The sequence below is a fragment of the Pseudomonas fluorescens NCIMB 11764 genome (genome assembly GCF_000293885.2).
GTDB classification, from domain to species: domain Bacteria; phylum Pseudomonadota; class Gammaproteobacteria; order Pseudomonadales; family Pseudomonadaceae; genus Aquipseudomonas; species Aquipseudomonas fluorescens_B.
In genome coordinates this window covers 4,929,619-4,951,363 of the sequence record NZ_CP010945.1, presented here as the reverse complement: position 1 = coordinate 4,951,363, position 21,745 = coordinate 4,929,619, and the positions used below count along the sequence as shown (strand labels likewise).

Annotated in this window: 14 protein-coding genes; all 14 read right to left on the bottom strand. The window is 60.3% G+C overall.

The window, feature by feature from the left end:
- Window positions 1-171 precede the first annotated feature (171 nt).
- The 14 genes from B723_RS22575 to glgA all read right to left on the bottom strand — a co-directional run bounded on the left by B723_RS22575 (window position 172) and on the right by glgA (window position 21,619).
- Window positions 172-2,664: an autotransporter outer membrane beta-barrel domain-containing protein gene (locus tag B723_RS22575; protein ID WP_017339083.1), complete on the bottom strand. Its 2,493-nt coding sequence runs from the start codon at window positions 2,662-2,664 to the stop codon at window positions 172-174.
- Between the two features lie 386 nt (window positions 2,665-3,050).
- Window positions 3,051-5,786: an RHS repeat domain-containing protein gene (locus B723_RS22570; protein WP_050558256.1), complete on the bottom strand. Its 2,736-nt coding sequence runs from the start codon at window positions 5,784-5,786 to the stop codon at window positions 3,051-3,053.
- 89 nt (window positions 5,787-5,875) lie between these two features.
- Window positions 5,876-6,676 (bottom strand): endonuclease/exonuclease/phosphatase family protein, encoded by an 801-nt coding sequence (locus B723_RS22565; RefSeq protein ID WP_017339079.1) that lies wholly within the window; start codon window positions 6,674-6,676, stop codon window positions 5,876-5,878.
- A 99-nt stretch (window positions 6,677-6,775) separates the two neighbouring features.
- Window positions 6,776-7,534 (bottom strand): PIG-L deacetylase family protein, encoded by a 759-nt coding sequence (locus tag B723_RS22560; RefSeq protein WP_017339078.1) that lies wholly within the window; start codon window positions 7,532-7,534, stop codon window positions 6,776-6,778.
- A 120-nt stretch (window positions 7,535-7,654) separates the two neighbouring features.
- Window positions 7,655-8,314, bottom strand: coding sequence for a glycosyltransferase (locus B723_RS22555; RefSeq protein ID WP_017339077.1), 660 nt, complete (start codon window positions 8,312-8,314; stop codon window positions 7,655-7,657).
- Window positions 8,311-8,910 (bottom strand): SAM-dependent methyltransferase, encoded by a 600-nt coding sequence (locus tag B723_RS22550; protein ID WP_017339076.1) that lies wholly within the window; start codon window positions 8,908-8,910, stop codon window positions 8,311-8,313. The genes B723_RS22555 and B723_RS22550 overlap by 4 nt, the downstream gene beginning before the upstream one ends.
- Entirely contained in the window at window positions 8,907-9,665 is a 759-nt protein-coding gene (locus tag B723_RS22545; protein WP_017339075.1) for a PIG-L deacetylase family protein, read from the bottom strand. The genes B723_RS22550 and B723_RS22545 overlap by 4 nt, the downstream gene beginning before the upstream one ends.
- Window positions 9,662-10,651 (bottom strand): acyl-CoA dehydrogenase, encoded by a 990-nt coding sequence (locus tag B723_RS22540; RefSeq protein WP_017339074.1) that lies wholly within the window; start codon window positions 10,649-10,651, stop codon window positions 9,662-9,664. Before B723_RS22540 ends, B723_RS22545 begins: the two co-directional genes overlap by 4 nt.
- A 1-nt stretch (window position 10,652) precedes the next feature.
- Window positions 10,653-12,812: a glycogen debranching protein GlgX gene (gene glgX / locus B723_RS22535; protein ID WP_017339073.1), complete on the bottom strand. Its 2,160-nt coding sequence runs from the start codon at window positions 12,810-12,812 to the stop codon at window positions 10,653-10,655.
- A 207-nt stretch (window positions 12,813-13,019) separates the two neighbouring features.
- Entirely contained in the window at window positions 13,020-13,361 is a 342-nt protein-coding gene (locus tag B723_RS22530; RefSeq protein WP_017339072.1) for a DUF2934 domain-containing protein, read from the bottom strand.
- Between the two features lie 2 nt (window positions 13,362-13,363).
- Window positions 13,364-16,150, bottom strand: coding sequence for a malto-oligosyltrehalose synthase (locus B723_RS22525; RefSeq protein ID WP_017339071.1), 2,787 nt, complete (start codon window positions 16,148-16,150; stop codon window positions 13,364-13,366).
- Window positions 16,147-18,225: a 4-alpha-glucanotransferase gene (gene malQ / locus B723_RS22520; RefSeq protein WP_017339070.1), complete on the bottom strand. Its 2,079-nt coding sequence runs from the start codon at window positions 18,223-18,225 to the stop codon at window positions 16,147-16,149. Before malQ ends, B723_RS22525 begins: the two co-directional genes overlap by 4 nt.
- Window positions 18,222-20,018: a malto-oligosyltrehalose trehalohydrolase gene (gene treZ, locus B723_RS22515; protein WP_017339069.1), complete on the bottom strand. Its 1,797-nt coding sequence runs from the start codon at window positions 20,016-20,018 to the stop codon at window positions 18,222-18,224. The genes malQ and treZ overlap by 4 nt, the downstream gene beginning before the upstream one ends.
- Window positions 20,019-20,032: 14 nt before the next feature.
- The gene (glgA, locus tag B723_RS22510) at window positions 20,033-21,619 is read right to left on the bottom strand and encodes a glycogen synthase GlgA (protein ID WP_017339068.1); all 1,587 of its coding nucleotides are present in this window, start codon (window positions 21,617-21,619) and stop codon (window positions 20,033-20,035) included.
- Window positions 21,620-21,745 lie beyond the last annotated feature (126 nt).

Here is a 21,745-nt window from a genome sequence, read left to right as displayed (position 1 = left end):
CGTGTAGCTAAGAAGACTCGTGGCGCTGCGTCAAGAAAATGGCCGATAAGTGGTAGTGCTATTTTAGCGTTCGCAAGTGACTGATTTTCGACGGCCATCTAAGTTATTGTTTGTTCGAAAAAACGTCATGAAACCTTCGGGCTAGAGGCTTTTTGGTAGCTTGCTATCATCTTACCAGGTGATTCGCACACCCAGATTTGCCGACCTCCCGCGCAATGGATTGCTGTCGATATTGCTACTGTAGTCGGCACTGGCGTACACGCTGACGGACGACGCGAGGCTCAGCACCACCCCGACACCCAGATCGGCGGAAGCGGATTTTTGTTGGGTTTCGATCGGATAGGTCCCGAATGTCACCGTGTCAGTGCCCGAAAAGGTCTGCCAAAGATTGGCTCGCAGATAGGGCTCGATTGGCCGGCCACTGACTGCATAACGGCCCTTGAGTCGAGCCCCCAGGCGCCCGGTCCAGAGGCCATCGGCATCGAACGAGACGCGTGAAACGCCATCGTCCTGGCTGTCGAGATCGATTTTCTGGTGGATCACTTGCACCTGGGGCTCCACGACCCAGTCGCCCGCTAGCGCAATCGGATAACCGGCCTCGGCCGAAAGGGTGAGGGCGTGGCCGCGGTTATCGAGTTTCAGTCCGCGTTCGGAACGGTTGTCGCCTCTCAGTCGAGTGCCCATTGCGACGGCGTCGACGTACCAGCCTTCGGGATCAGTCAACGTCCAGTACAGGCCAAAGCTCTCGCCTTCCAGCTTGACTTTGCCCGCACGCTTGCCTTCAAAACCCTGATTGAAACCGTCCACATTGCCCCGCAAGCGGGTGTGGCCGACGAACAGACCAGTGCGCCAGGTCTGGCCGCTGGGCGTTTGTGAGCTGTACACGTCGTTTCCGACTTGAAAACCGTCAAGCGATCCATCGAGTCGCGGCGATACAGTGCCAGCCCAGGTCTGGTCAAGGTTCCTGCCATAGACCCGGCCCCAGCCAGCGCCGACGGCACCGGTTTCTTTAAGCAGGCGCTGATCGCCCTGGCGATCATGGAACGTCCCGAGCGCCGCCATGGTCAGCTGTGCCGCTGCCGGCGGTAAGACTGACCAGGTCGGGACCTCCGGACGGTACAAGGGAATCGGCGCCGCACCGGCGACGGCGATGGGCAAAGTTGGCGTTCCGGCAGCCGCCACCGGAGTGCCCTCGGCAGAGCTCACAACGGTGGAGCGCAGGAACCAACTGTTTTCACTGCCTGCAGTGATTCCTCCCTTGAACAGAAAGTACTCGTAAGGCCCGCCCGAAACCGGGCCCCTTAGGGCAAAGGCCCGGTTGTCGCTGGTCGTCGTTCCCTGTGCCTGAACCACCTGGACACCGTCTTGCAGGGTCAAACCGCCGGATCCTCCGACGTTGCTGACGGTAAGCAGAGTGTTTCCGGTCATTGTCCCGTTGTTGACCACCAGTTTATCGCTGGGGGAATTGTCTGCGCCGAGCGCACTTTGCAACACTAACTGACCGCCGCTGCCCGAATAATTGCCCTGTACCGTCAGGGTGTCGTTGGTGCGGGTATTGCCGCTGCTCAAATCGATCGCGCCAGCGTTGTTCAAAGTGACGCGCTGAGCAGCAGAGAACGGCGTGATGCTGCCCTGGGTGGACGTCAGGATGCTATTGCCGTCGATATTGAACACACCCGTACCGCTGGCGTTATCACCCAGCACAAAATTGCCGGCGAGGTCGAAGCGCGAGCCGTTGTTCAAGTTTACCGTTTCCCAGTTGATATAACGGCTGGCGCCCGCCGAGGCGGTCCGGTCGAACGTCAGCATGTCGTTGCCGTTGCCGCCATCGATGGCCGGTGAGGCGGCGAGAATGCTTTCATCAAGACCGCGCAGCGTGGCGCTGTCATTGTCTTCACCCATGAGGATGGCCGAGTGGATGACACCGCCGCCGTCCCAGAGCAAGATGTCATCACCAGCGCTGAGTCGGACTTCGCCGACGATCTCGCCTCCTGTCACCGTGACGCTATCGTTGCCGCCGCTGACACTGACATTGCCGCCGATCCACCCGCCGGAAACGATAAGGGTGTCAGTGCCAAATCCGGTAACGAGATTGCCAATAATCCGCCCGCCGGAGAGATCGAACAGGTTGTCATCGAGCTTCATGTCGACCCGGCCGATGGTCCCGGCGGTCATTCTGGCGTTATCGCCGTCCTCGAACGCGCCGACGATGGTGCCGCCGGTCATGAGGAAGGTGTCTCGACTGTCGCCTTGGGCGAGGGACGCGATGGTTCCACCCGACATGATGAAGTCATCGATACCGTTGCCTTGGCTGACGGCACCGGTTATCTGGCCGGCGCTGATGATCAGTCTGTCGTCGCCATCGCCCTGATCGAGAGTGCCCGCGAGGCTGCCCGAGCTCATGTCTACGGTGTCGTCGCCGGCGCCAAAGGTCACATTGCCGTTGAGGGTGCCGGTGCCATTGACGGGAAAGCTCAGGGTGTTATTGCCTGACAGATCGGTCAAAGGCCCACTGCTGCCGCTGTCACAAGTGAAACTGTCGTTGCCGGTGGTTGGTGTGAATGCGCAAGCGGCGAGAGTGGAAGGGGATGCGCCTATGCACAGCGAGAGGGAAATGGCGCAGGCCGAATAACGGCAATGGGGCAGGTGTGTCGAAAACGTCATGCTCGTCTCCACGCGTCGGAGGCGCCCGAGGCCTTCACTCGTCAGGAGTGACAGGGTTTCAGACGCTGTTGGCAGCGCGAATTGCGAGACGACATCGGTAATGCAAAAAAGCCGAACTGAATAAAACCTGGCAATGTTGGCCGCTACGGTTCCATCCGTACCTGCAACTGATACGGACACGTGCACCGTAACAACAGATTCTCAGCCTGGCTACTGTCAGAAATAACAGGTACGGCTGTTTTTTTTTAGCGTGGAGTCAAACGAGGCCGGCGGGAATCACAAATGCACCTCCACCGCCAATGGCAAATGATCCGGCAGACGCCCAGGGGGAGTGAGGACTGGGGCATTACGCAAGCAGTGCTCAATGGACCAACTCTCTCTGAAAACTAGCGGAAAAGTTTTCGAACCGAAGAAAACAATCCTTTTGTTCGTGGTTGGGACTGAGGCATGTGGTGAGGAGGTTCAAAAGTAGAATCATTTGCAGCAGTTTTTGAGGCGTGTTGCGAATTCTCTGATGAGGTGTTCATCCTCGTTGGTGGCGACGCTATCTCTTGTTGAAAATCTAACGAGACTGGTTTTACATGTATTAAAAAGTTCACCTTTCCGAGATCGATAATTCGTTCAACCTTAGTTGCAATTAGGCCGAAGTCATTTAACACTCTTTGCGTCGATTTACCATTAGGTGTTTGTTGCAGGAAAATCTTGAGCATTTTTTTGCTGCCGCTCTTCAAGTATTTGGTTGTCTTAAGTGTTGGGCCATTCATCACGCCGGCTCTTGTGATTAATGAAGGCAGTGTTCCATAAAAGCCCTGTTTTTGTGCTATTATAGAATATTGGTATCGCGCTACATCATTTGCGTAGTAGTCTGTTGTATTGGGGTCTCGAAGATTTAATTTGAATATCCAATGTTCTGGTTTGAACACATTGTTGAAATTACCTGACTTAAATGAGGAGTTTATTTCATGTGTTGATAGCTGCTGATGAATCAAATTATTTTCAACATAGTAAAGTCTTTTCTTCGACTCATCGGAGAACGAGGCAAAACGTTCATTCAAATGCGGATCATAGTAAGTAGTGTCAGGGAACTCGGATTTACGTACGAGATGCGATGTCTCACCGTTTATCGGAGTGCGACCGAGCCCATCCACATCAAAAAAACCTATCGGATTATTTATGACCATCAAATATCGATTTAATCCCTCCCTATCACCGGCGGGGTCCGGACACATCCATCGCTGCAACCACGGCGCATAGTAACGATACCCATAGTAATAAAGCCCTGCGGCATCCCGCTCCATTCCCGAATAGCGTCGAGTCTTGTATTTCGTCTCCAAAGAGCTAACTCCCGCCCACCATGCGGTTCCGCCATACGGGTAAAAACCTTCCTGGTTGATCAGGCGAGCGTTTTCATCAAGCTCTGCGGTACATGAACCAAGCAGATCCGTCAGGCCAAAACGACGTTGATCCTGAATAACATCTTTTGGCGGCATTGTTTCCCAATGCAGAACTCGAACCTGGTTCTGGCCCGCCCTCACATTGAGGACGTGGCGCTCTTCGCCGCTCGCGTTATCAATATGTATTTCGAGTCCTTTCAGGTAACGCACCTCAGCGCGCAATGTGCGGCTGCTCGTTTGAGTAAGTCGCACTTTGCGCAGTCGCTCACTGCGCTCACCGTAAACATAAAATTCCAGATCGTCCGGGCCATCCTCCCGCACGACCATCGTGACCCGATGCAGTTGATTTCGAGCGTTCCAGCTCATGACCTGACCGCGCGTTAGTTGCAGTTGATTACCGGCGGCATCAAACCCGCTGACGATTGCTTCCTCATCAGGTGGAGATGTTTCATCGAACACGGTTAAACAACGGTTACTGCATTTGGAAACGGCCATATTCAATGCCGGCGCGCCGCTATGGTGGCGAGAAAGCAGATTGCCGGAAGCATCATAAGAGAAGGATTGGGTGTAATTGATGAGCTGATTCGCATCCAATGGTGTGGGCAGTATGGATGGGAGGGCAGGGCCATGACTACTTGAAGCCACTTGTCTTCCATGGGCCTTAACCAACTGGTAAAGGCTGTCATAACAATAGCTATTGCTGGGGTCGGTTCGCTGGTTTTTGAAGTGACGGACGAGCTGTGCCTTGTCTTCGAGGCGACATATATTGCCCACTGGATCGTAGTGGTAATGCAAGTCTTGATGCGGGGCAAAGCCGGGGACACCACTCGACAGTCGAATCAGGCGGCCGTCGTCAGCACTGTATTGCGAGGTCGTCACCACTCCGTTACCGGCCGTTTCGCTTTCAGCTTGGCCCGAGGCGTTGTAATGAATGTCGCTGACCAGCACGTGCGTTGATTGGCCCACACCCGCGAGTTTCAGCCGAACCTCTTTGAGCTCTCCGGCCAGCGTATAGGTAAATGACCGAAGATTATTCCCGGCATCAGTCTCACTGCGCATTGCACCTGCTGCGTAGTAGGAGTGATGTGAAACATAACCTGCGCCATCCTCAAGCAATGCATCGCGCATCGGCAGAGCGAGTGGCCAGTCTGGTGTGTCCAGCCTTTTCAAAAAGCGCAGGACTTCTACGATTGGCACACCGCTTACCGTGTACTCCGCCCACAATTGGCTGCCAGCAGCATGATCATGACGAACCCGTTGGCCGCATTGGTTATGGGCCGAAAACTCAGTGCTCGCAGTGCCGTAGATCAATCGCTCGACGATAAGCTGTGATTCGCTGGCCAACTGCTCGCTGATGGTAACCGGGCGTTGAAGCCAATCGTACTCGTTTTGACGCTGGCTGCCGCGACTGTCCCAACTCACCAGTGATGAGCTTGCGTCATTCAGCAAGTCCACTTTCCAACCAGCGTCGACACTGTTGGTCAGTAGCGTTTGACCCGACAGTCCGTGCACCGTTGCCACATTGGGTGTCGGTGAGTCTTCCCACAGTCTTGGGTCCCAGCTCGCCACCTTTTGCCCGGCAGCGTTGAAGGCTTGACGAGTGATCCGCGACTCCGCGATCTGGATTGCATGCTCACGACAGTAGGCGACGATACGGACAGGCAGCCCCCGAGAGTCCATCACTGCCAACGTCGGAGTGTTGCTGTCGTGACACGCAAGGGAAGTCATCGTGAACCGTCGTTTCCGCCCAATGAACAGTTGACAAAGGATGCCTTCAATCCAGGCGACGGGATACTGTAAGAACTAACAGGTATTGGCTACAAATGCACTTCCACCGCCAATGGCAAATGATCCGACAAATGCGTCCATGGCCTGCTGCCCAATATTCGCGGTTCGTGGCTGCTGGCGTTGCGCAGGTAAATCCGGTCCAGGCGCAGCAACGGAAACCGTGCCGGATAGGTTTTGGCAGGGCGACCGTGGTGACGTTCGAAGGCTTCGTGCAGGTAGTCACGGCGGGCGAGGGCGGTGTTGCCTTGCAGCTGCCAGTCGTTGAAGTCGCCGGCGATGATCACCGGGGCATCGTCGGGCAATGATTCCAGCAGTTGGCAGAGTAATTCGAGCTGTAACTGGCGATGACTTTCCAGCAGGCTCAGGTGCACGCAGATCGCATGGACTTCGGCGTGGCCCGGTACGTCCAGCACACAATGCAGCAGTCCTCGGCGTTCGGGCCCGGTGATCGAGACGTCGAGGTTTCGGTATTCGCGGATAGGGTACTTGGACAGCAGGGCATTGCCGTGGTGACCATCGGGGTATACCGCATTGCGCCCGTAGGCGAAATCGCTCCACATGCTGTCGGCCAGAAACTCGTATTGCGAGGTCTGCGGCCAATTGTTGAAACGGGAAGAGTGCCGCTCGTGTTCACCGACGACTTCCTGCAGGAACACCAGGTCCGCGGAAGTACTGCGTACCGCCTCACGCAGTTCCGGAAGAATGAAGCGTCGGTTGAGCGCGGTAAATCCCTTGTGGGTGTTGACCGTCAACACCCGCAATCGATGAATTGCCGGGGGCGTGTTCAATGGCACCGAGTCGACGGCCTGCGGCTTGGAATCATTGGTCACGTTCACTCCTCTGAATCAGGGTTGCCTATGCATGCGACTGAAACCGGCGCAGGCAGTTCAGTCCGAATGTAACGCCTTCCCCTGTGGGATCGGTGTCGTTCAGACGAACACGATTTCATACGGCAACCGCATCCGCTCAAGCAGCACCGGTGGCAGCAGCGGGGGGATACCGATGGCCGGTTCACCGTCGAGCTGACTGGCGTAAGCATGGGTGGCGTGGCTTTTGCGCGCAACGGTCCAGGTATCGAGGCGGACCTTGCGTGCGCGGTGCCAGGGGATCAATCCACTGTCACGCGATGGCCAATGCCAGGCCCAGACGGGCATTTCGTTGAACGCCGCACCGACTGAGGCTGCGGCTTTGGCGCTGGCGCGGCCGACGGTTTCATGGTCGACATTGCCGTCCTCGCACCAGGTGGTGAACACCACATCGCCAGGCCGCAGGTAGCGGGTAATGAACTGGGTCAATTGAAGCTCGCGCTCGGCCAGGGCGTTGTCGGTAAAACCGCCGCGAATCCACTTCAGGCTGTGCATCGGCAACCCGAGCCGGCGCAGGGCTTCGACGCTTTCCTGGGGGCGGAACACGCTGAGACGTTTCTCCGACCACTGCTGCGACCCCGGATGACTGGCGCTGCCGTCGGTGATCGAGATCAATTGCAGGGGATGGCCAAGGGTGCTGAGTAATTGCAGGAGACCGCCGCAGGTCACGACTTCGTCACCGGGATGCGGCGCGATCACCACGGCGCGCGCGCCAGCAGGGACCAGGGTCTGAGTGTTGATGACCGGAACATTGTCCAGCTGAAGAGCGCTGTTCCAGACTTGCGCTGATGGACTGCTGTCGCTGATGGAAACGGATTTCATCGGGCTACGTCCTTGTTCACGTTGATAGCAAAGTGCCGCGCTCCGAACCCTGGATTGCAGCGAGCAGAGTATTGCTCAAGATCGGCTATTCGTCGCGTCGAGTTTGATCCGCTCGGCTTTTCATCCGGTCTGCACCAGGTCGCGCAAGTAGTCACCGAAGCCACCCCGGGCCCGGCTGTCCAGTCGGGCACTGGTGAGTACCTGGGGCCGATGACTCCAGGCAATTGTCGCGCCGCAGCGTTCGAGTTGCCGCACCAGTTGCACGTCTTCGTCGCATGCCAGGGGTTCGAAACCGCCGGCGAGCCGGTAGGCCTCGGCGCTGATGCCGAGATTGGCGCCGTGAATGTGCCGGTGTCCTTCACGGTTCTGATAGTGCTGGTGATAGCGAATCTGTGCCGATTCACTGAAGGATTCATCCCAGGTTTCTACGGTCACCGTGCCGCACACCGCATCCACCTCCAGCGACAGTTGCGCCACCAACCAGTCGTGAGCGACGCGACTGTCGGCGTCGGAGCAGGAAATCCAGCGCGCCCCGCGATCCAGCAAAAACCGCGCACCCGCAGCGCGGGCCTGGCCAACATTGCGTGCATTGATTTCCAGGCAGTGCACCGGGTAGTTGCCGACGATGTCGGACGAGCGATCGGTGCAACTGTCGAGCACCACCAGCACCTCGACCGCCTCACCGTCCAGCAGTTCATGTTGCGCGGCACCCAGCGCGGCTTGCAGGCAGTCTTCGAGCAAGGCTTCTTCGTTGTGCGCCGGGATCAGAATGCCAATCATCGCAAGCCCTCCAGCGCCGCCACGGAGCGCGGTTCGCGGCTCCAGAGTTCCAACAGGAAATCGGCTTCCTGATGCAAGACCAGGCGTGGCAGATGCAAATGCTCGTGCAGCAAGTCATGGACCTGCCGGGCATTGAGCGGGCAACCATCGATCGGCGGGCGCCAGTGGCAGGCCAGCAGTTGGCCGTCGGCAGTCAGTGACTGTGTCGCCTGTTTGATGAGTTGATTGAGGTCACCGGCGTCCAGGTAGTAACCGACTTCACTGAGCACGATCAGGTCGAACTGCTCGTTCGGCCAGTCGCCGGGCAAGCGGCTTTGGCGCACTTCAGCGTGGTCGAACAGACTCAGGCGCGTTCTGGCCAGCGTCACGGCGGCGGCTGCGGTGTCGCAACACAACAGACGGTCGCAACGTGTGGCCAGCCCGGCGCTCAGTTCACCGTTGGCGCAACCGGGTTCGAAGATGGAGCGGTAGCGGGGGCGGGGCAACGCGGCGAGGGTGATCGCGCGCTTGCGCTGTTCGTACCAGCGCTGACGAAACGCCCAGGGATCGTCGCTACCGGCGAACAACCCGTCGAAGTAGCGATCCTCGACGCTCATAGAAACACCACTTCGAACGGTTGCAGCAAACGATCAAGCACGTACGGTGCCAGCACCGGTGGCAAGCCGATATTCGGGTCGCCTTCCAGTTGGCTGGCGAAGGCATGGATGGCATGACGCTTGCGCGCGACCAGCGGCGGGGCCAGGAGGATTTTTCGCGCACGCTGCCACGGCACCAGACTGTCTTCAGGGGTTGCCCAATGCCAGGTCCAGACGGGCAGTTCATGCACCGTTGCCCCGACGCGTTTCGCCGCTGCGGCACTGGCACGCCCGACTGCTTCATGGTCGCAATGGCCGTCTTCGCGCCATGTGGTGAAGACCACGTCGTTGGGGCGCAGGTGACGCTCGATGAATTCAGCCAATTGCGTTTCCCGCGCTGCCACCTGACTGTCGGCAAACCCGCCGCGCAGCCATTTAAGGCTGTGTAACGGCAGACCGAGTCGACGCAACGCTTCAACGGATTCCTGCGGACGGACCGCGCTCAAGCGTTCGACCGGCCAGCGCCGGGAGCCGGGGTGGCTGGCACTGCCATCGGTGACCGAGATCAGTTGCAACGGCCGCTGAGCGGCGGCGAGCAATTGCAGGAAACCGCCGCAGCCGAGCACTTCGTCGTCCGGGTGCGGGGCCACGATCACGGCCCGGGAACCTTCGGGCACCAGGTCGAGAATGTCGATCACCGGCATTTGTGCCAGGTGGCTGGAGGTTTGCCACAGGTGCAAGGGTGTGCCCTGACCGACGATGGGATTGGTTTTCATAACGTCCATGTTCCCTTGATGATGTGCTGGCCGAGCGCGGCGAGGTCGCGTTCGGCGTGGCTTTGGCGCAGGAACACCGGCAGGTCGGCGATCAGTCGGGCGAATTGCCGGTCCTTGCAATAAGGGCCGGCGCCGAGGGCGTGGCCGACGTGCAGGATCACCTGTTCGACGGCATTCTCAACCACCGCACGGGCGCGGCGAGCGAGGCGTTCGGCGTTTTGCTGTGGGGCGGCATCGATGCTCAACGCGCTGAATCGCAACACCGTTGCCGCGGCGTGCAGCGCGCTGTCGACGGCGCCAAGGTGGGCGAGGGCGTGGGGTTCTTCGCGATGGCCGCAGTGACTGCGCAGGCGTTCGGCGAGACTCTGCGCCGCGCCGTACCAGCACGCCGCAATGCCGATCCCGCCTTGCCAGAAACCCGGGCGTTGCAGGTAGTCGCCGGGGTTGCCGATGGCCTGCGCCTCGGCGCCGTCGAACAGCACTTCGACGCTGCCGGTGGCGCCCATGCCCAGCGCTTGCCAGCCTTGATCGGTGACGGTTACGCCGGGCTGGTCCAGCGCCACTGCGACCAGTTGCTGGCGCTCCTGTTCGTCCCACGCCGTCAGCAACGCGTGGCTCAACACCGCCGCGCCTGAGCACCAGGCCTTTCGCCCGTTCAGCGCAACCATCTGGCCTTGAGGGCTGACCCGCACCCGGGCGTCCGGCGGCTCGGCGGCCCACATTCCCCAAGTGCTGGAAGGCGTGGGCGAACCGCCGAGTTGCTGAATGATCGCCAGGGCATCGGTATGACCTTCGTACAACTTGCACAACCCCAGATCATGCCCGCCGACCTCGGCCAGACGCTGAAAGCGCTCCAGCGTCCGGCCGCTGCCCGGCAGCGGAAGCTGATCGAGACCAGCCTCGACCAGCTTCCGCAGGCACCGGCCTAGCGCCCGTGTATCGGCGTAGTCCGCTGACTGTCGCTGAAGAAAAGCCTGTAGGTCCATTTCACTCTTCTTCCTCATGCTGCAATTCGAACAACAGCAGCGAACGGCCGGTGACGGAATATTCGTGACCGAACTCGAAGCGTTCCTGACCACGAATCGACGGTTGGTTGGTGTCGACCATGCAGGTCCAGAAACCGCCGTCCGGGACTTCGGGCAAGGTGAAGTTGACGATGTCATGGTGGGCGTTGACCACCAGCAGCAAGGTCGCGTCACCGCCCTTGCGGCGGATCCCGGTTTCCTGTGCGCGACCATCAAGCAACATGCCCAGGCATTTGCCGTGCGCGTCTTCCCATTGCTCGATGCTCATCTCGCTGCCGTCCGGTGCGAGCCAGGTGACGTCCTTGACGCCGATGTCCTCGTTGTAATTGCCCACCAGGAATCGTCCGCGACGCAGGATCGGGTAGGTCAGGCGCAACTTGATCAGGCGTTTGACGAACTTCAGCAGGGCCTTGCCGTCTTCGCTCAGGTCCCAGTTGACCCAGCCGATCTCGCTGTCCTGGCAATAAGCGTTGTTGTTGCCCTCCTGAGTACGGGCAAACTCGTCACCGGCCACCAGCATTGGCGTGCCCTGGGACAGCAGCAGCGTGGCGAAGAAATTGCGCATCTGCCGCTGGCGCAGTGCGTTGATTTCAGGGTCGTCGGTCGGGCCTTCGACGCCGTGGTTCCAGGACAGGTTGTTGTTGCTGCCGTCCTGGTTGTTCTCGTCGTTGGCTTCGTTGTGTTTGTCGTTGTACGACACCAGGTCATTGAGGGTGAAACCGTCGTGGGCGGTGATGAAGTTCATCGACGCATACGGCCGGCGGCCACGCTGGTTGAACATTTCGCCCGAAGCCGTCATACGACTGGCGAAGTCAGCCAGTTGACCGTCATCGCCTTTCCAGAATGCACGCACGGTGTCGCGAAATTTGTCGTTCCATTCGACCCAACCTGGCGGAAAACCGCCGACCTGATAACCACCGGGACCACAGTCCCACGGCTCGGCAATCATTTTCACCTGGCGCAACACCGGGTCCTGTCGGCAGGCAACGAGGAAGCTGTGACGCTCGTCGAAGCCATCGTGATAGCGACCGAGAATGGTCGCCAGGTCGAAACGGAAACCGTCCACGTGCATTTCCGTGGCCCAGTAACGCAGAGAGTCGGTAACCATTTGCAGCACGCACGGGTGACTCAGGTCCAGGGTGTTGCCGGTGCCGGAATCGTTGATGTAGAAGCGCTTGTCGTCGGGCATCAAGCGATAGTACGAGGCGTTGTCGATGCCGCGCATCGACAGGGTCGGGCCTTGTTCGTTGCCCTCGGCGGTGTGGTTGTAGACCACGTCGAGAATCACTTCGAGATTGGCTTCGTGCAGGTGCGCGACCATCTCCTTGAACTCGGCGATCTTGCCGCTGGCCAGGTAGCGCGGGTCAGGGGCAAAAAACGCGATGCTGTTGTAACCCCAGTAATTGGTCATGCCCTTGTGCAACAAATGCTGGTCATTCACAAATGCGTGAATCGGCAGCAATTCCACGCTCGACACACCGAGTTTGCGGATGTGTTCCAGCACATCATCGACCATCAACCCGGCGAAGGTGCCACGCACGTTCTCGGGGACGGAAGGGTGCCGCATGCTGATGCCGCGTACGTGGGTCTCATAAATGATCGTCTTGTCCCACGGCACGCTGACGCGATGGTCGTGACCCCAGGTGTGCGCCGGGTCGATGACCTTGCATTTGGGCACGAACGGCGCGCTGTCGCGTTCGTCGAAACTGAGGTCGGCGTCGGGATGGCCGATGGTGTAGCCGAACAGCGCCTCGGACCATTTCAGCTGGCCGACCAGTTGTTTGGCGTAAGGATCGATCAGCAGTTTGTTGTGATTGAAGCGATGACCGTTGGCCGGATCATAGGCACCGTAGACGCGGTAACCGTAGATCAGCCCCGGATGGGCGTCGGGCAGGTAACCGTGGTAAATCTCGTCGGTGTATTCCGGCAGTTCGATGCGTTCCAGTTCGACTTCGCCGGCGTCATCGAAAATGCACAGTTCGACCTTGGTCGCGTTGGCGGAAAACAACGCAAAGTTGACCCCCAGACCATCCCAGGTGGCGCCCAGCGGGAAGGGCAAGCCTTCACGGATTCGCGAGGCCTCGGCTTGAGGTGCTGGCGCGGATTTTTTCGGACTGGTCATAGGTGCTCCTGCAAAAATGGGAGTTCTTTGCAGGAGCGCGGCTTGCCCACGTGGGCGGTGAGTCAGACCATTCAAGTGTTGACTGAAACACCGCCTTCGCGGGCAAGCCTCGCTCCTGCTCAATTTTTCGTGTTTTCGTGGGCGAACGCGCCCACTGTGGCGAGCGGGCTCGCCATGAGTTCAATCAAGTGCAAACGAAGTGAAGCGTCAAACCGCGGGTGGTTTTTTCGTGGCACGCGGTTTTTTCTCGGCCACTTTTTCATCCGGCGGCGTTACTTTCGCAGCCGCCGCGGCCGGTTTGCCCTTGGCTTTCGATGCCGCAGCCTTGCCATCGGCCTGCCCGTTGAGCTTGCCATCCGCTTTGACTGCCGGTTTGGCGGTGGCGGCTTTGCTCCCGGCGGCTTTCGGTGACTTCTTCGGCGCCAGGGCTTCAGCTTCCGCCAGCTTGCGAGCCATCTCCCAATGACGAACTTCCTCGCCCTCGGGTTTCCCTTCCGATTCCCAGATCTGATAGGCAAATTCGCGGATGCGTTTTTCGTCGGTGCTCATCGCTATGCTCCTGAACTGAACTCAAGGTTTTGGATAAAGAGATTGACCGGGAAATCCCCCAGCGCGGCGCCAATCATCAGCTCCTTGTGTTCTGTGACTGTGACGCTGGAAAAAAGTCCCTTCAGATTGTCGTCAGGGGTGGTGAACGGTAATTTGACCCGCGTATCGCCCCACAGCTGCGCGCCGACCTTGGGTTCGGCACTGTTTTCCAGCAGGCCCGCACAACGTATCGGTACGATCACGATGGCCCGCTTCTGGTTGTACGAGCGCGCAAATGCCAGCACCCGGTGTGCCTCGCTGCCGACCACTTCCAGGGCTTGATACGACCCTCGCTGAAACAGCTCGGGATGCTCGGCGCGCAGGTTCAACGTGCGCGCAATCAGGGTTTGTTTGATGTGCCCGTTCCGCCAGCTCGCCAGCAGGTCAGGCACGTCCTGCGGACGCTGCATGGCCTGGTGGCGACTGGCGTAATCCACCGGGCGGCGGTTGTCCGGGTCTACCAGCGAGAAGTCCCAGTACTCGTTGCCTTGATAAAGGTCCGGAATGCCCGGCACGGTCATGCGCAGCAAGGTTTGCGCCAAGCCGTTGAGTGCACCGGGTGCAGCAATCGACATCGCCGCATTACCGAGGGCTGCGCGCAGCCGTTCACCTTCAGGGCTGAGCAGCAGGCGTTCGAGGAATTGGTGAGCTGCGTGTTCGTAAGCGTCGTTCGGCGCGCTCCAGCTGCTTTGCAACTTGGCTTCGCGCAAGGCTTTCTGTTGCCACTGCCACACACGTTGAGTGTAGTGCTCGAACGCGGCTTTATCGTCATTGCGCAGATCCAGTGGCCAGCTGCCAAGGAGCGCCTGATACAGGATCAGCTCATCGCCGGCGGACGGCATCTGGTCGTCGTCGCGCAGCGGCCGGGCCAGTGTTTGCCAGAGCGGCACCTGCCAGGCGAACCACGCGCTGCGCTCGCTCAACACCGCCAGCCTGGCGCGGGTGTCTTCGCCGCGTTTGTGGTCGTGGGTCGCAGTGGCCAACAGGTTATCGGGGAATTCTTCGAGGCGATTGAGGCACGCGGCATGGAAGTCGGCCACCGGCGCGCTGAACTGCTCGGTGCTGAACCCCACATCATTGCGCGACAGCAGAACTGCCGAGCGATAGAACGCGGTGTCTTCCACGGCCTTCGCCGCCGCCGGCGAGGTCAACTGCTGAAAGCGTACGCAGGCATGCTTGAGCATCTTGCGCGGACGGCCCACCGGACGCTTGCGCCACGGTTCACCCCCCAGCCATCGGGCCAGGCAATCGAGCACGGGCCAATCGGCCTCACCGAGGGTTTGCCGCGCACCGTCCAAGGCTTGCTGGAAAAATACATCATCCTGCGCGGAGCGCCCACGGGGACTGATGTAAGTGCGATACACCGGAAAGTGCACGATCAGTTCCTGCAATGCCCGGCGAATCGCGCCGAGGGTCAGGTCGCGGGTCATCAGGTCATCCCGGGCCACTTGCAACAGGGCCTGGGCGACACTTTCGAAATCACCGGCGAGGGAACCGTTGAGGATCTGCTGGCGCGCCAGTTGGGCTTCCTGACGGAAGTCGGCGGGCCGTTCGCTGTAGCGACTCCACAACTCGCTCAGGGTTTGTGCGCCCTCCGGGTCATGTTGCAGCAATGACAACTGGTTCATGAATTCGTAACCCGTGGTGCCATCCACCGACCAGTCACGGTGCAGGGTTTCCCCCTCGCCAAGGATCTTCTCGACGTAGATCGGCAAGTGCCGATCCGGTGCCAGGCTGTCGACCCGCCGACGCAGTTTGCGGCAGTAACCACGCGGGTCGGCGAGGCCGTCGATGTGGTCGATGCGCAGACCGTCGATCAAGCCTTCAGCCACCAGTTCGAAGATTTTCGCGTGGGTCGCCTCGAACACCGCCGGACGCTCCACGCGCAGGCCGCCCAGTTCGTTGACATCGAAAAAGCGCCGCCAGTTGATGTCGTCCGCTGCCGTACGCCAACTGGCGAGGCGATAGCTCTGGCGCTCCAGCAACTGATGCAGACGCTGGAAGCCGTCGGGCGTGAGCGAATCGTAGGCTTTCAGGTTCTGTTCAATGATGTGCAGCACGGCCGGGTCGCTGGCGAGTTCACGCAGCTCGTCTTTCAACGGCATCGCCAGACGGTGGGCGTCGTTCTGATAACTCAAGGTGCTGAAGCGGTCGGCCAGTGATTTGAGTTGCTCGTCATCCGCTTTCAGCAGTTCGCCAAAATTCATCGGGCAAATCGGGAAGTGATGATCGTAATGCTCAACGTAAAACGCGCCATGCTGCGCATCGAAACGCAAGGGCAGGGTGCCGTCCTGCAACGCAACGCCGTAATCGCTGCCGAGGAAGGGCAACAACAGCTGGCCTTCCATCAACGGATCGGGCGAATGCCACTGGATGTCGAAGAACTCGCCATAGGGGCTCAGGCGCCCCCATTCCAGCAAGTCCAGCCACCAGGGGTTGTCACCGCCGCCGACCGCCATGTGGTTGGAGACGATGTCGAGGATCAGCCCCATGTCCTGTGCACGCAACGCGCTGACCAGCCGGCGCAATGCCGCTTCGCCGCCCAGTTCAGGATTGACCGTGGTCGGGTCCACCACGTCATAACCATGCATGGAGCCGGCGCGGGCGCTCAGCAGCGGCGATGCGTAGACATGGCTGATGCCGAGGCTGGCGAAATAGGGCACCAGCGGCACCGCATCGTCGAGCGTGAAGCCTTTATGAAACTGCAGTCGCAAGGTCGCCCGCAGCGGTTGGGTACGTGGCGGATTCATCGGTCACGCTCGGCGGCCTGAAGTCGCGCGCAAGCGAGCAGTTCCAGACGCCTGGCGGCGTCCGGGTCATTGAGCAATGCTTCGCTGTCGCCGGGCAAACGTCGCGACCAATTGGGATGCGTATCGATGGTGCCGGGCAGGTTGGCCTGCTGTTCGATGCCCAGGGCATCCTCCAGCGGCAGCAACACCAGCGGAGCGCGGGTATGGCCGAGGAAACGAATGGCGGCGTCGAGTACCTGATCGGTTTCGTGGGACTCCTCGCGGAAGTTCTGCGGGTCTTCGCTCAACACCCGCCGCAGGCCTTCGCGCTCCCGTTCGCGATGATGGCGCCACTCGATTTCACCTTGGGCATCGACCAGCCCCAGTCGAGCGTTCCAGTCGATGTCGCGGCCATGCCACCAGCCATTGAGCGTCGGCAAGTCATGGGTGCTGGTGGTCGCCAAGGCGTTGTCCGGCCAGTCGAGGATCGGTTTGAAGCGAGCGTTGTCCTGTTCGAACAGCATCACGCGCATGCCGAGGATCGAGCGGGCGATGAGTTTTTCCCGCAGACCGTCCGGTACCGTCCCGAGATCCTCGCCCAGGACGATGGCCTGATGCCGATGGGATTCCAGGGTCAGAAGGCGCAACAGGTCGTCAACCGGGTAATAGAGATAAGCACCGTCAGCGGGTGAGGCGCCGTTGGGGATCACCCACAACCGTTGCAGCCCCATGACGTGATCGATGCGCAGGCCACCCGCGTGGGCGAAATTGGCCCGGAGCATTTCGATAAAGGCGCGAAAGCCATTGCGTACCAGGCCTTCGGGCGAGAACGCGGAAATTCCCCAGCCCTGGCCGGTGCGGTTGAGGATGTCGGGTGGCGCACCCACGGTCAGGGAGGCGAGCAATTCGTCCTGGCGACTCCAGGCCTGGCTACCGCCGCCGTCGGCACCCACCGCCAGGTCAGCGATCAAGCCGATGCTCATGCCGCTGCTGCGGGCGGCGGTTTGTGCGCGCTCCAGGCAGCGGGTGATCAGCCATTGGCAGAAGGCAAAGAAGCCGATGCGCCCGGCATTCTCTTCGGCGAAGTCAGCCAGCGCCGCGCTACGCGGATCGCGCCATTGCTCGGGCCATTCGCGCCAGTCGAGGTTTTCACCCTTGGCGGCGCGGGCTTCCTGGATGGCTTCGAAGCGACAGTGGTTTTCCAGGGCTTCGCCGGCAGCGTGGCGGAAACTGCTGAAGTCTTCATGCAGCGGGTGTTCGCCCTGGACAAAGCCTTCGTACAGCGCTTGCAACAGACGGTGCTTGGCTTCGGCCGCGACGGGCCAGTCAACCAGTGGCAGCGCCTCGAGGTGCTTGAGTTCCGCGGCGAGCCCGGTGGCATCTATCGCTGTGCGCATTGCGCGCTCACCAAGGATCGCTCCGGGCGCGGCGTACAGGCTGTTGAGAAACAAACGGCTGGACGGCGAATAGGGACTGTAGCGCTGGGTGTCGTTGCTGAACATCGCGTGCAGCGGACTGATCGCCAAGGCTTCGGCGCCCCGTTCACCGGCCACCCGGGCGAGATCCTCGAGGGCCTGGGTATCGCCGAAACCGCCATCGCCGGGACGGCGCAGCGAATACAGCTGCACGCTGAGGCCCCAGGCGCGGGGGATCGGGCTGTCGACGGCGTCGCCGACGCTGTAGCAGCGCGACGGTGCCACGGCCAGCGTAAAGGACTGCCCGTCAATGCTGACGTGCTGGTAACCGACCGGGATCAGACCGGGCAATATCGCCTCGGCATCCAGTTTCAGGCTGAGCCGCGAACCATCTTCAAGGTGGATCTCGCAGGGTGTCTGCGGCTCGAAGTAATGCGCCAGGTTGAGGCCCACGCCAAAGTCTGCGGTCAACAGCGGCGGCAAATGCCGGGTCTGTTGCACCTGCTGCAATTCGAGCAGGCTGGCGTCGATTTCCTGGGCGGTGCCGGCCGGGTGGCCGAGTCCGGTCAGGACGTTACGTAACACTGATGGGGCGACTTTCTGTGGGCGGCCGTTGGCGTCGATCCAGTCGACCGCCAGGCCAGCTCGGCCGGCCAGTATTTCCAGTTGCGCATCGCTCATTGGCGCTCTCCATCCGGGGGTAGCAAAGGGGCCGCGGCCGTGAGGCTGACTAGCGCGCAATACGGGGCAAGGGTGCCCTGATCCAACAGGTCGGCGGACTCCGGCGGGTGTTCGAACAACAACGCATTGCCGGCCTGTGGGGAGTGGACCACTGGCTTGCCGCTGAGGTTCAGGTCAATGCGCAGCAGGCTGCCATCGCCCAGTTGCCAGCGCGCCGTGACGGCGCCTTCGGCCAGCACATCGGCGCCCAGTGGATGGGCGCCGGACACGTGCGGCACGATCCGCTCATGGCGGATTTTCAACAGTTGGCAATACAGCTGGTACATGGCGGAGTCTCGACGGGCCGTCAGGCAGGGGCGAGAGTCTTCGAAGGTCTGCTGTGCATTCGGGTCGGGAATCCGTTCACGTTTCTCCGGATCGGCAAACGCATCAAACGCGGCAAACTCGTTACGTCGGCCTTCACGGACCAGTTCCGCGAGCTCGCCGTGATGGCTGGTGAAGAACAGGAACGGTTGCTCGGCGGCGAACTCGTCGCCCATGAACATCAGCGGGATCATCGGCGACAACAGCAACAGTGCGGTCGCGGCTTTCAGCGCGTCGGGGTGGGCCAGTTGCGGCAGACGTTCACCGAACGCACGATTGCCGATCTGGTCATGGTTCTGCAAAAACAACACGAACGCGCTGGGGGGCAGGTGCCCGCTGGGCTCGCCCCGCGCTTCACCGTGTCGGTTGGTGTGGCCCTGGAACACGAAACCCTGACTCAGGCAACGAGCCAGTTTCTCTGTGGGATTGTCCGCGTAGTCGGCGTAATAGGCATCGGTTTCACCAGTCAGCAGGACGTGCAACGCGTTGTGGCCGTCGTCGTTCCACTGCGCGTCGAAGCCTTCCTGCAGCAGGCTGGCCTGGTTGTGCTCGTTCTCGACCGTCAACCACACATGCCGCACCGGATCGGTCTGCTGGCGAATCCGTTGTGCCAGCTCCTGAAGAAAGTCCGGGCTTTCGATGGCGTGCACCGCATCGAAGCGCAAACCGTCAAAGCGGTATTCCAGCAACCACATCAACGCATTGTCGATGAAGAAATCACGCACCTCGCGCCGCCGGAAATCGATGGCCGCGCCCCAGGGCGTGTGCTTGTCTTCGTTGAAGAAGCCCTTGGCGTAGCGATGCAGGTAATTGCCATCCGGGCCGAAATGGTTGTAGACCACGTCGAGGATCACCGCGAGGCCATGGCCGTGGGCGGTGTCGATCAGGTGCTTGAGTTGTTCAGGGGTGCCATAGGACGCCTGGGGCGCGTAGGGCAGCACCCCGTCATAGCCCCAGTTCCGTTCACCGGGAAATTGTGCGATAGGCATCAGCTCGATGGCCGTAATGCCCAACGCCGCGAGGCGCTCGAGGTGCTGTTCGACTGCGCTGAAGCCGCCCAGCGCACCGACATGCAACTCGTAGATCACCGCCTCGTTCCATGGCCGTCCCAGCCAGGCGCTGTGTTGCCAGGTGTAGGCGAGGGGATCGACCACCACGCTGTGCAGGTGAATGTCGCCGGCCTGCGCGCGGGAGGCGGGGTCGGGGACTTCAATCTCACCGTCTATGTTGTAGCGATAACGCGTACCTGCGGGGCAACGCGCCTTGATCACGAACCAGCCATCGGCCTGAGGCAGTAGCGGCAAGGATTGTCCATCTTCCAGTTCGACACTGACAAAAAACGCATCTGGCGCCCACAAGGCAAAACGCGTGTGTTCTGCGTCCAGCATGATTGCGCCGTGGGGCCAGGTCTCAAGGGTCCGTAACGGCATTGTTCAAAAACCTCTTACTGTCTGTTCGATTTCCCCAGCGCCTTGGCGACCAGCTGTTCGTAGAGTTCTGCGTAGGGTTCGACCGCTTTGCACCAATTGAACGGCGCAGCCATGGCGCGGCAACGCATGGCATTGAGCAGGTCGGGAAAGGCAAACACCTTGAAAGCCCGGCTCAACGCTTCCTGATAACTCTCGACGGTGGATTCGTCGAACAGGAAACCGGTCACGCCGTTTTCGATGGTGTCGGCCAGGCCGCCGGTGTTACGGGCCACCGGCAACGAGCCGAAGCGCTGGGCGTACATCTGGCTGAGGCCGCACGGTTCATAACGCGATGGCATCAGCAGGAAATCGCTGCCGGCGAACATACGGCGGGCGTCGGTTTCGTTGAAGCCGATGCGTACACCGATTTGCCCGGGGAAACGCAGGGCCAGTTCGCGCATGGCTTGTTCTTCTTCCGGCTCGCCGCGACCGATGATCGCGATCTGGCCACCCGATTGGACGATGTACTCGGACACGGCTTCGGTCAGGTCCAGGCCTTTCTGGTACACCAGGCGCGAGACCACGGCGAACAGCGGACCTTCTGAATCGTCCAGGCCAAACAGGTCGCGCACGTGCGCCGCATTGACCGCTTTGCCTTCCCAGTCACCGATGCTGAACGGGCGGAACAGGTGCGAGTCGGTGGCGGCGTCCCAGCTTTCATCAATGCCATTGGGAATGCCGCTGAGCAGACCTTGCTGGGTCTTGGCGGCAAGAAAACCGTCGAGACCGCAGCCGAAGGCCGGGGTGGTGATTTCCTGGGCATAGGTGGCGCTGACAGTGGTGATGTGGCTCGAATAGGCCATGCCGGCCTTGAGGAACGACATCTTGCCGTAGAACTCCATGCCTTCCTGTTGCAGAGCATGTGCGGGAATGCCCAGTTCCGGGCACGACCCAAGACTGGTCACGCCCTGGTAGGCGAGGTTGTGAATGGTGAACAGCGTCGGGGTGCGTTGCCCACGCCAGTGCATGTAGGCAGGCGCCAGGCCGGCAGGCCAGTCATGGGCGTGCACCAGGTCCGGGCACCAGTGAATTTGGGCAAGGTTGGCAGCGATATCGGCAGCGGCCAGGCCCAGGCGGGCGAAGCGGATATGGTTGTCCGGCCAGTCACGACCGTTGTTGGCGCCGTAGGGAGACCCTTCGCGCTCGTAGAGTTCCGGGCAGATCAACACGTAAATGACCAGGCCGTCGGGCATGTCCATGCGCCCGATCTTGCAGGGTGGCAATGCGGCATGACCACCGAGCTCGCCAATAATGTGAATCGGGTTTTCGCTGTGCAGCACTTGCGGGTAGCCGGGGATCAGCACACGCACATCGTGCAATAGCGCCATGGCCCGGGGCAGTGCTGCCGAGACGTCGCCCAGACCGCCGGTCTTCACCAGGTCGGCGATTTCCGAGGTCACGAACAACACTTTCTTTCGATTGGGGTTCTGACTGGCCACCGGTATCAGCGTCTTGGTGCTCGGGACGTTGATCGATTTGGCACTTGGGGCGCTCACGGCGCTCGTATCGCCGACCTGCTGATGAGCACGTTCTCCCTGAATGTCTAAAGCCGCACTGATCATATGAATCTCCCGTGTTGTTGATCTAATTCTCAGGTCTGGCAAACGGTGTTTCGTGGCCAATTCCTGTGGCCGGGCGCAAACGCGCGACGCACTGGGCAGCAAACGCGACCCATGCGTTGAAGCAGA